This is a genomic window from Lewinella sp. W8, assembly GCF_004375085.3.
Classification (GTDB): domain Bacteria; phylum Bacteroidota; class Bacteroidia; order Chitinophagales; family Saprospiraceae; genus Neolewinella.
Genome location: NZ_SNAQ03000002.1, coordinates 481233 through 492536, shown reverse-complemented (window position 1 = coordinate 492536; position 11304 = coordinate 481233). Strand labels below are relative to the sequence as shown.

3 protein-coding genes are annotated in these 11304 nt (G+C 60.8%); 1 reads left to right on the top strand and 2 read right to left on the bottom strand.

The window, feature by feature from the left end:
• The first annotated feature begins 970 nt into the window (after nt 1-970).
• Nucleotides 971-1471 (top strand): hypothetical protein, encoded by a 501-nt coding sequence (locus E1J53_RS04425; RefSeq protein WP_134271309.1) that lies wholly within the window; start codon nt 971-973, stop codon nt 1469-1471.
• An 80-nt stretch (nt 1472-1551) separates the two neighbouring features.
• Here the strand turns inward: E1J53_RS04425 and E1J53_RS04420 are convergent, their stop codons facing one another.
• Both E1J53_RS04420 and E1J53_RS04415 read right to left on the bottom strand, forming a co-directional pair.
• A complete protein-coding gene (locus E1J53_RS04420) occupies nt 1552-10047 on the bottom strand; it encodes a SpvB/TcaC N-terminal domain-containing protein (RefSeq protein ID WP_134271310.1) in 8496 nt (2831 codons plus the stop codon).
• A gap of 22 nt (nt 10048-10069) precedes the next feature.
• A complete protein-coding gene (locus E1J53_RS04415) occupies nt 10070-11275 on the bottom strand; it encodes a hypothetical protein (protein WP_134271311.1) in 1206 nt (401 codons plus the stop codon).
• Between the last annotated feature and the right edge of the window lie 29 nt (nt 11276-11304).

Below are 11304 nucleotides of genomic sequence, written 5' to 3'. Positions count from 1 at the left end.
CGCAGAAACGTCATTGACTACGAGCACACCGTAGAAAGTTCGGCCGCACACCTGAAATTAGCCAATATCAATATGACTATGCAGTGCCTAAATTGATTTCGCAGAATTTAATTCCCAAACAAGCTCTAAGTTGATCAATGAGAAATTTTCATTGCCATTTAAATGAGTTATATATTTTATTGATTTACGATGGTCTTTTTTTACTTGTCGATCCAACATCAAACCTATAACCATATATTTTAGCAATCGATATTTATTGGTATATAGTGGATGTCTGTTCATCGGATCGGATTTCACAGAACATCAAGCCAGCCATCCACCGCCACGCGCAGCGTGGATGGCGAAATCCACCTGATCGTTGCACGAAGCCAACTTTCTTTGAGGGTTTAATAGCTGTGATAGGGTTGATGAGGTGATCAGTTGATGGGTGTTTTCAGCCTTAAGGTAGGGTTTTTAGGCCTAAAAAATCAAACGCCAAAAAAGCTTTCTGATCAAGGACCGTAAAGCATACAAGAATTCTCCCGTAGCTGAACACCAGGTGGCCTGGGGGGAAAAGGAACGGCGGGTATAGGTGTTGGTATTGGGGGGTGGGTAAGGTAAAATGGAGCTCCTCACCAAAATAGACTGTGACTTCGGATCGAATGAATTGCTATTTTTAAACCATCAACTACGCCCCCGCCGCCGGCAGCCTCTTCGTCTGGTTTGACTGCTCCCGCTTCCTCCCGGACGATACCGACGCAGCCGAGCAGGCCCTCTGGCGGGAAATCTTCGCGGACACCGGTCTGCTCCTCACCGCCCCGGATGGGATGGCCGCGCCCCGGCGCGGCTGGTTCCGGATGGTGTACTCTGAGATTTCCCAGCCCTACCTGGAAGTGGCGATGGAACGACTGGGGAGGTGGTTTGAAACGAAAACCCAATAAATTGCCACTTAATAACTTGGGAAAAACAAATAAGGCCCCAAAAGATTGATATGAAAACCATAATAAAAACACCATTACTCTTATTCCTAGCCTTTCAATTCTTCCTCGCTTGCGAAAAGGAAGACATGAGAGAACGACCCAACGTAACCTCAATTGCGATTAAAGAAATAGAAGTAGAAATGTTGTCGGAGATCAATCTCAGTAATCGAGAACCTTGGGATAACGATAATTCAGGTGCTGATCTCTATTTAAGGTTTAGCAGTGATGTTTCTCCCTTCAAGAATCTATCCGACACTATTCAGGATTTTAAAGTAGGGTTCGACGAACTTAGACTTTTGGAGGAGATTGTGATTGGTCGAAGTGTGAATTCATTCACAATCCACATATATGACTATGACCCAGAAGATCCATTTCGTGTTGACGATAGGGTCCAAACGTATCCTATTGCTCCTTGGACGGAGGATAGACTCAATTTTGTCGAGAACGACGAGCTAGAAATCAACTTTGGTGTCAATTGCTGGCTACGGGTCAAAGTCGAACGACGGTTTTAGGGCGGTAACCTCAAACGCAGATTTCCGGATTGAAAGGGCCTTGAACCTTAGAAATGCCCAAAGTCCCTTCAATCCTTCCGTCATTCCCTCCGCGCTTCCCGCGAAGGCTTCCGCTGCAGCGCCGCGTGCCAGCCCCACCGCTTCCGGGAGCTGTACCCCTTCGCCAGCGGCTTCCCGCTGTACCGACGGGCGTTGCGCTTGCCCTGCCGACCGGTATGCTCCGTCGACATCTGCCCCGCCACCTGGGCGTAGTTCATCTTGCGCCACTGCTTTTTGTAGCCCGGCGTGACCACCGGTCCGTAGAAAAGCTCGTCGTGCGGTAGGCCGGTAGCCACGATTTTGGTCTTTCCCGTCCGGGGATTGTAGCGCCGCAGTTCTCCCCGCGGATTGGCCACGTAGCCGGGCCGACCGTTGTCGTCGTTGCCGTCCAGGTCGGTGTCGGAGTGTTGGAGGTAGCCCTGGGCCTTGACTTCCATCCGACTGTGGGTATGGATATCGGCCACCACCTCCCCGAAGGGAAGGATCGGCGGCAGGGAAACTCCACTGTCGTCCAGGTCCGTGACGGGACTGTCGTAGTAGTACACCCGTTTACCGTTGAGGGTGGTCCGGTAGATGTTGGTGCCGAATTCGTAGTTGTGGAAGATGGAACGCTCGTTGTAGATGCGGGCGAAATCCTTGGCGGCTTCCAGTTCACTGCTGAAGTAGTCCCAGGCTTCCCGCCCGTCGGGGTCCGCAAACCGGAGCGGATTGTGGAGGGCGAAGGCGTAGGGGTTATGCCCGGGGAATGCCCCGTCCAGTGGGTCCGGACTCAGCCAGAGGCTTGCTCCGGCGTCGAGGTATCGAGCACCAAAGTAGTCCAGCCCACTGGCGGCATCCCGCTCTTTGCCGTTGAAGGCGTATTCCAGGGGCGGCGCCTTGCGGTTGCGCGCCCGCAGTAGGTCGCCGTTGGGGAGGTAGCTCCGGTAGCCGATGGCCCGCCCTGCATTGTCCGTCGTCCAGGTCACGTTCCCCAACTGGTCGGTGTGGTAATAGGTCTGAATGACTTCCGGGAACACCCCGAAGCCCTCGTAGCCGAATCCGGCCCCGATGCTGTCGCGCTCGGGTCCGCTCACGAACCAGGTGGGCGGCCCCGGAGGGCCGCTCGGGTCGGGCGGGCCGCCGGGTCCGGGCCGGTCGGTCGCGGGCGGAGAGCCGAAGATGCCCCCTTCACTGGTGGGTAGGGAGTTGCCGGTCTGTTCGGGCTGCCCGTAGTAACCGGGCAGGGTGGGCGGCCCCGGCGGCAGCCCCAGGGTGAGGTAGTAATTCCAGACGGTCCGGGTCAGGTCGTTCATCCGGGCGGTGTAGTTCAGGTCGCCGGCGGTCAGGCCCTCACTCCAGCGGTAAGTGTTGTTGAATTCCCCGGTGCCCTCCTTGCTGAGGATTCGCCGGTTGCCCAGGAAAATGTGCTTCGTGAAGGCGCCCTCCCGGGCGGTGAAGAAGGGCGACACGTAGGCTACGTAATCGCTGCCGTGGCTCAGGAACCCGGTAGGGGCACCATCGGTAAAGACGCCCTTCAGCCTTCCCTGACTGCGGATCACCCGCGTGCCGTCGGCGGCGTAGGTGTACCGGCTGATGGTCCCGTTGTCGCTGAATTCCGTCATCCGGTTTTCTTCATCCCAGCGGGCCTGCTGGTAGCGGTAGCTGCCGGCCGCTCCCGCATACCCGAGCAGGTTGCCGTTGGCGTCGTAGGTGTACCGGCGGCCGCCCAGCTCGTCGACCCGGTGGGGGTGTTCCGGGCTGGGTTTCAGCACCTGCCGGTAGCTGCCCAGGGAGTCCGCCCCGCCGTTTTTAACCAGCGTCAGTTCCCGCTCGGTTTGGTTGTAGAGGTCATCGTAGCCCCCGAAGTAGCTGTACTGGGAGGTCTCGTCACCGAAGGTGTAGTCGCCGGTGGCCTCCGTCAGGCGGTGCAGCGGGTCGTAGAAGAACTGCTGCTGCTGGGCGCCCCCCAGGCCGTCCGTATCCGGAGCGGTATCGTCCCGGACGGACAGCAGATTACCCACGGGGTCGTAGGCCAGGCGCAGATCCTGCAAGCTACGGTCGGTACCGACCACGGCCAGCCGCTCCGGCCGGCGGGTCCGCGGCTCAAAGGCAGTGGTTTCCTCCACACCATTGCCGAGTGTCACGGCCGTCCGCCGTCCGAATTCATCGTAGGTAATGTCTTCCACGTACGGATAGGTGTTGCCATCCTTTTCCCCGGAAAGACTCCGCAGCATCCCCGCTTCGTCGTAGGCGTAGGTGAGCCATTCACCGTCGGGGTAGCCGAGCCGGGTTTCCCGTCCCCAGCTGTCGTAGGTGGCTTCGCTCACGAAGGTGCGCACGGTGGATTCATTGATCAGCAGCGTCCGGATGGTCTTATTCGTTTCGCCGTGGGCGTCGTAAAAGAATTCTTCCCCGCCGCTGGCGTCCTGCCGCAGCACGATTCTTCCGGCCCGGTTGAAGCGGGCGTCCGGGCCACCGTAGAGGATCTCCACCTTGTTTTGGAAGTTGACGGGGTAGATGATTTCCCGCAGCCGTTCGTGGTCGTAGCGGTAGCGGATGTACCCCTCCTCGTTGAGCAGTTGCCGCAGGTTGGGGGTCTGCTTGGCCGTGAGGTTGTCCGCCAGGTCAAACTGGTAGTCAATGCGGCCGCCATCGGCGGGCGTCTCGGATGTTTTCCGCCCCAGCATGTCGTAGGTGAAGGTGGTCGCAAAGCCACCGTCGTCAATCACTGCCAGCCGTTCGCCCAGGGGATTGTAGCGGAAGGTGGTGACGATTTCCGTGGTGTCGGCCTCGCGGAGGTAGGCCTCGTGCTGCCCGCGTTCGTCCGTCAGGGTGATTTCCGCAAAGCCGAGCGCATCGGTCATCTTTTCCTGAAAGCGCAGTTGGCCGTCCGGCGCCACGGCAAAGCCGTAGGTCATCGTACTGCTGGACCCGTCGGGCATGGTCAGCGTGGTGGCCCGGTCAATTTCGTCGTAGGTGGAGTTGCTTTTGGGCGTGGCCGCAGGTGCCGCGACGAACCCGGGAGCCACGCCAGTCCGGAAGCTCGGGTAGGCCTCGCTCACCGCTCGGTCGAAGGCATCGTAGGTCCTACGACCACTGATCACCCGGCCCAGACTTCCCCCGACCCGACTGCTGTGCTGCTTTTGAACGATCCTCCCCAGTCCGTCGAGGTAGACGCTGCTCGGCACGCCACTGTCCTGCGCGGGGTCGTAGCGCTCACTGACGGCGTAGGCCGGCGCGGCCATCGGTTCGTAGGTATAGCGAAAACTCCAGGTAGAATCCTTCGGCAGGCGGATTTCCCGTACCCGCCCGTGGGGGTCTAACTGGTAGTCCACCCGGTGGCCGTTGATGTCCGTTTCGGAAATTTTCTGCCCGTAGCGGAAATCGTAGGCGGCCGTGGACCGGTAGCCGTAGGTATCTTCACTTGCTTCGATGTACTGGCCTACCTCTTGATCAAAGGTGTAGGTCAAGCCCAGACGTTCACCGTTGGCGTTCGGTGGCCGCAGTGCGCTCGTCAGGTTGCCGTACTGATCGTAGGTGAAATCATGGGCGGCGAAGGTCTCCTCGTCCAGGTAGTGCCGGATTTGCCGGAAGTTGCCCCGCTCATCTACGGTCAGTTCGGTGTGCCGCTTGAGCTCCCCGCCGGCAAAAATGCGGATGCTGGCGGGACGGTTCCGTTGGTAAGCGTCAGGGTTGCCGTGGTAGGTGTACTCCGTGCGCAATTCATCCTCGGGGGTGCCGTCGCCAAAATCCGTCTTGACCGTTACCTGCCCGATGGAATCGTACTGGAAACTCGTGCGTTGGTACAGGACGATCTCCGTTCCCCCCTCGTAGTAATTTTCCGTGCGCTCCACGAGGACGGGGAAGGCCATTCCGTCATCACTGTCCAGTAAATTGGGGGGAAGCTCCGCGCCCGTCTCCGGGTCCTGCATCAGGTAGCGGAAAACCGTCTCCCGATACTTTCCGCCGTCGGCGGTTTCGGTGTACTGCCGGACCGGCAGGCCCCGGTGGTAAAAATGATCATTGTGATATTCGGTGACCTGCTTGCGGTAGACCGCATCTCCGCGTTCCGTATCGTGGGCGATTTCTTCGGTCCTCCCGAAGCCAAAGAATTCCCGTTCGTTGCGGTGATGGCTGGGCTCACGGTAGGCGAAGGTGGTTTTTCGCCACTCCGGGCCGTCGCCGGCCACCCCGTCGTTGAACCGGACTTCGGAGAGCAACCACTTCGGGAAGGGAATCCCGTATTCATTTCCGGCACTGGCGAAATCCAGTTCCATCGTACCCCCCAGGGGGCGGCGTACCCGCCGCAGCAGATTGGTCTTCCCGATCGTGGAGGGCTTTACCTTCAGTTCGTTGTCGCGGGTAGACCGCAATTCATCCAGGAAGCCGTCGCCGTTGATGTCGTTAAACTGGCTCAGGACCCGACTGACACCCCGGCCGGCGGAGCCACTGGGGTTGACGCAGATGCGGATGAAGAAGATGGGAATGCACACCGTGAAGGCGAAGTTTGCGGACTCCGAGGTGGCGTCCCCTTCGTCCAGGTGGCCCGCCAGGCGGGCCCAATCCACCGCCCCGGCAAAGCCGGTCCCCGTATTGAGGCGCGCCCGCAGGGTCCGGGTATCCGGGTCGTAGGTCAGGGCGTCGGCGAGGCCGTCGCCGTTGATGTCCTGAAGGGCGACCGTACTGTAGTTGTCCGTGCGGGTAATGGCGAAGCCGGCCGCGAAACTGTTGTTGCTCACGTTGATGCCGCCGCCGCCGCCGAGGTCAAAGCTTACGCCCCGTCGAATGTCGGTGAAGCCCCAATTTTCCCGGGGACCGAAGCCATACCCCTGGTTCAGCGCCACGTCGCCGTTGCGCCACACCTTGTCGATCAGCCCGTCGCCGTTGAGGTCGAACCAGCTGTGCTCGACGTAGTCCTCGTCGCGGGAAAATTGTACGCTGATGGAGCCGCCCGCTTCGGCGGATTCGTTGGCCGACTGTGCCTTGGCGCCCTGGTTTTTGGTGACGGCCTTGGCCTTGCGGAAGCGCTTTCGGCTGCCCTTGCCGCTGCCGTCACCGCCGTTGGTGGGGCTGGAGTCCACGAACTTGCCACCCGCCGTGCCGCCGACGGCCCGGCTCCGGGCCACGTGGTTGCCGTAGCCGTGGCGGAAACTCCGTTCGCTCAGTCCACCGTAGACCGTCGTGTACTGCGCTCTGGTGGGGGTAACCAGGTCGGGGTAGCGGTCACCGTTCAGGTCCATGACTTCCAGTAAATTGGTCGTCGTATTCTCGGCGATCGAACCGGCCAGGCTCGCCGGACCAAAGCCGGCACCCGCAGCGACCGCCTCAATCTTGGCGATGCTCGACAGAGCGGGCGCCCCGCCGCCGGTACCCACCTCCGGCGTGAGCAGCACGTCATCTTCGCCCAAACGAGAACTGCTCTGGTAGTTGGCGCCCACCAGGGTAAGATCATCGTAGCCCCGCCAATTCCCCGCCTTGGGGTCGGCCACCATGACGATGAAGTTTTCCGACGTAGGGTCGTCGGTCAGGCCTTCGAATTCCGAAAAGTCGGGGTTGTCGGGGTCAATTTCGATGTCTTCAACGTCCTCTTCGTCGATGTCCGGGTTTTGCAGGCGGAGGAGAGCCTCATTGATGGGGGCATCCGCCGCGGCTCCGGCGCCGCGGTAAACGAACTGGCCCCAGCCCCGAAACTGCGGGCCGAAGGTCATCTCGTCTACCGTCCGTTGACGGAAAAGTCCGAAGGGGGCGGCCACCACGTTTCCGAGCGTGTCGGTTACCGTGAAGGTGCTGGCGGCTCCCGCCTCGACACCGGTTTGGGAAGAGAAGTAGGCCTCCACCCAGATGCTGTCGCCGGCGGGTACGGTGCACTGCGCCCTCAGGGTAAAGGCGGCACCTGCGTCCGCGACCATAGCCGTATCCTTCTGCACGTAGAGCGTATCCCGCCCCTTGACGGTAAAGGACACGGACTGGGAAAAGTCCGGCAGAAAATTCCTCGGGGCAACGTTGAGGGAGACGTTGTACACGTTCGCCGGAGCGACCCAGACGGCGGACCGCCGCAGGGTTTTGGTGTACATGCCGTAATCGATGGCCGGGCAGTAGCTGTAGAGCGGGCTACCGTCCTCGGCCGTTACCGGGCTGCCGTCGGCCGCCGCAGAATACACCAGCAGGGGCGCCCATTTGGGGAGCCGCCAGTTGACGTTACCGTTGGCGCGCAGGCGGAGTTGAACTTCGTCGTTTTCCTGCACCGGAAACCCCGCTACGGATACCGGGAGGTCATTAAATACCGCTTCGGGCTCAAACTTCCGGGAGAGTAACACGACCCCATCCCGCAATAATTCCAGGTAGAGGGTGTCGTTCATGGCGGGTTTGCTGAAGGTTCCCAGCAAATCCACGGTGCCGTCGAAGGGCATGGCCACCGTCTGACAGGAGGCCAGCAGGAAGTCTTCACCGGCCCGGTAGGTAAACTGTGGCAGGTCATTGCCGTCCTGCTCCGTAACGTCCTCCCCGACGTAGGTAATCACCGGATCCCACTGCACGCGGTCAAAGGCACCGTCGAAAATGGACTGCACTCGGAAATAGATCTTCTGCCCCGGAAACACCAGGACATTGTTCACGCCGGTGGGGGTGTAGGCAGAGAAATCCCCGGCCTCAATGCGCTGCCGGTAAAGTTCCGTCGCCCCCGCCTGGATGGTGACGCTGACGCCATCTTCGCGGGTGTATTCGGCCAGTCCCGGGTCGTCCAGCAACTGGACGGTGCCGGAGATGTTGACCAGCCCCGCAAAGGGGGCTTCCCAGCTGCGCACCACGTCGTGCTTCGGGGTCATGTTGATGAGTTCCAGCTGTTCCAGCGGATCAACGGAGACCAGCTCACCGTCGGGGTCCGCCCCGGCGACGATGGGGCTGGGGGTATTGCCGCTGTTGAGGGTAAAGGACGGGTTGCCGTTGTTGTCCAGGGCATTGAAGTATATCCGTCCGCGGTGGGCGATGTCCACGAGGTCGTCTCCGTTGAAGTCACTGAAGTAGGTACTGGTGGTCGTGCGTGCAGTGGTATTTTCGTAACCGGCGAAAAAGGGCGTGATGTTGGCTTCAAAGCCGAAGTTGGTTTCGCTGGTCTTGATGACGCTGAAGTCACCGATGCCGTTGACGGGACGCACCGGGCCGAAGGCCCGGGCTCCGGTTCCCGCCAGGTTCTCCCGCCACTTGAGTTCGTTGCCGTCCCGGAAGACTTTGTCGGGCAGTAAATCTCCGTTGATGTCCACGAAGGCAATCATGCCGAAGGCCTCGCTGGAACCACTGCCCACGGTGCCTCCGACGGTCAGGTCTTTGGTGCCGGGGGAGCCGATGGGCCCCACCGTGACGGCACTGCCGATTTGGGTGCTGGTGGACTTGGCGCCGCCCAGGGCGGAGATCTCGGCGGTGAAACCGGGGATGGGATTGATGACGTCTCCCCGTACGTTATCGTTACCCACCGTCCAGGATTCTTCTGTTCCGTACTTATTGGCCGGCAGGTCAAAATAATCGAAAGCGTGGCGGTATAACTCGCTGCCGTCACTACCGTATTCGGCGATGTTCGCCAGCAGGCTTTGCCGGAAGGCCCCGGTGGTGAATTCCAGCTCGTAGGCCCGGATGATTTCTCCGCGAAAGCTCACTTCAATGCGCCGCAGGAGGTCTGCGGTCACGGATTTGTAGCCGGGCATGTAGTCGATGCGCACGTCGGGCCGACGGGCTTCACCGAGCTGGCGGTCCCGGATAAACTCCACCCGGAAGGGACCGGCTTCTTCTCCGAAACCGGTGTAGGTGATGTAATCGGGGTAGCGTTGTTGGCCAGCGGCGGTGCCGCTGCGCCCGGGATCATCCTGGATTTGGTGGTGGTAATCAATCCGGTTGCCGTGAACGTCTACGGCCCGCAGGATGGCCCAGCTGCTGATGTTGCCGGCGGGGTCGGTGAGGAGGGCAGTAGCCACGGGGCCCGACTCCGGAAGTCCTCCGTAATATTCGACCATGCCGTCGGGGTACTGAATCTCCCACCAGTAGTTGCGGGGGGTATTGCCGTGGCGGATGATGCGCCGGAATTCGGCTTCTACCCGGGGCCGGTAGGTGGCCTCGGCGGTGCGGGGGCGTGATGGCCCCCGGTGGGCCACGGGAGCGAGCATGGCCCCCTCCAGAAGGTAGGTCTCGGATTCGTTTTCCTGATCAAAGCGGGGCACGCCCCAGCGGGTTTCTACTTCGATGCTCGGTAGGCTGAGGTCCCAGCCCCGACCGAGCCATCCGTGCTGGTGGTCACTGTTGTAGCCAATGCTGAGGAGGGGCTCCATGCCCTGGCGACCGGGAGGTAATTTGAGGGGGAATTCCAGGTTAGCGCTTCCCGAGGCGTTGGCCGAGGGGATGTCCACCAGGGCGATCCCGTCGGCGGGATTGGCGGCCGGCGGTGCCTGGTCACCAGGTACGGCCTGATAAAGCACCGGAGGGGTCTCCGGTTCCTGGGCCAGTAGAGTGGTCGGGAGAAACAGGCAGGAGAGCAGCGCCCCCGCCAATGGAAGAAGTCTTGCGCGATGCATGGTAAGGTGTTTCGGGATGGGATTATTGGGCGAATAGTTTCAGGCTGGTGCGGTGCCCCCGAAGGGTCCGCAACTGCAGGGCGTACATTCCCGCGGCGGGTAGGGGAATCTGACTCAGGTGATGGGTCCTCGCCGGTAACCGGCGCTGGAGGATTACTCTGCCCGTAGCGTCGAGGAGGGTCAGAAACAACGGAGAGGATTCCGCCATGGCCACCCGAACGTCCACGGCAGCACCCACCCGGGCGGGATTAGGGCTCACCTGCGTGAAGGTGAAAAAATCGTCTTGCTTGTCCAGTGGTTGCGGAGTACAGCCACTGCACTGCAGGCCAATCCGGAAAAAGGAAGTGCCTTCGCCCCACTGAATGTCTTCCCACCGGAAAGTGCCTCCCGGACCGGGAGTGGCGGGCAGGGCGGGCAGTCCCGGCCGCAGAAGAACCCACCGTTCACCGGCCTGCCGCCGGGCAAAAAACTGCCGCGGATCAAGGTGCAGGGTCGTGGGGGGAGCTTGGCCGGTAGACTGTACCCGCCACCGACGACCCAACTGCGTGATGTCTCCGTCGATAACGGCGCGTGCCGTGGGGGCATCATCATCTCCCCAAAGGAGATAGGCATTGAGGTCCTCTTCGGCGGGCCACTCCATCACCAGTTCACCGGGAACGTAGGCGGAAGTCCCCCGACGGTGATCTAGTCGGGCCGCCTCATCGACCCCCAGGCCGGCGATCCGGAAGCGATAATCCCGGCCGTCAATGGCATCCCACACCACTCGGGTACCGTCTTCACTCGGAGCGAGATAATGGCGGGGGATTCGTTGATCGAGCGTTAAGCCGTGGCGGATGGCCAGGTAGCTTTCCACCAACTGCCGTTGTTCGGGGGAGAGGGCCCCCGGATAATCGAGGATTTCGGCGACGGTAACCTTTCCGGGCTGCACGACCAGGGAGTCCCGGGCAGCTTGCCGTTCGAGGTAGGTGTTCAGGCGGGTATGGGCGGTGGGCGACAGGATGATCTGGGAGGAATCCCGGTGGTCCCAAAGCCGGTGGGTCGTCAGTTCGGTTTGCGGGCGACCGGAAGATTGCAGCGACCAGATGGTCTGCTCGGTTCGGTCTTCGGGGGTGAATACCGTGAAGATCGTGCGGGCCGTTACCGGGTGATCGGCATCACTGGCGGGCAGCATGGGTTGGGCCGTCAGCGTGCTGGCGAGCAGGCTGACGAAGAGTACGAAGCGAAGCATGGCGGGATGATTGATGGACGAAGTAGACG

Bases quoted from the DNA above. Each gene is read 5' to 3' on its own strand.
- E1J53_RS04425 (WP_134271309.1), top strand. From the start codon at position 971: ATGAAAACCATAATAAAAACACCATTACTCTTATTCCTAGCCTTTCAA.
- E1J53_RS04420 (WP_134271310.1), bottom strand. From the start codon at position 10,047: ATGCATCGCGCAAGACTTCTTCCATTGGCGGGGGCGCTGCTCTCCTGC.
- E1J53_RS04415 (WP_134271311.1), bottom strand. From the start codon at position 11,275: ATGCTTCGCTTCGTACTCTTCGTCAGCCTGCTCGCCAGCACGCTGACG.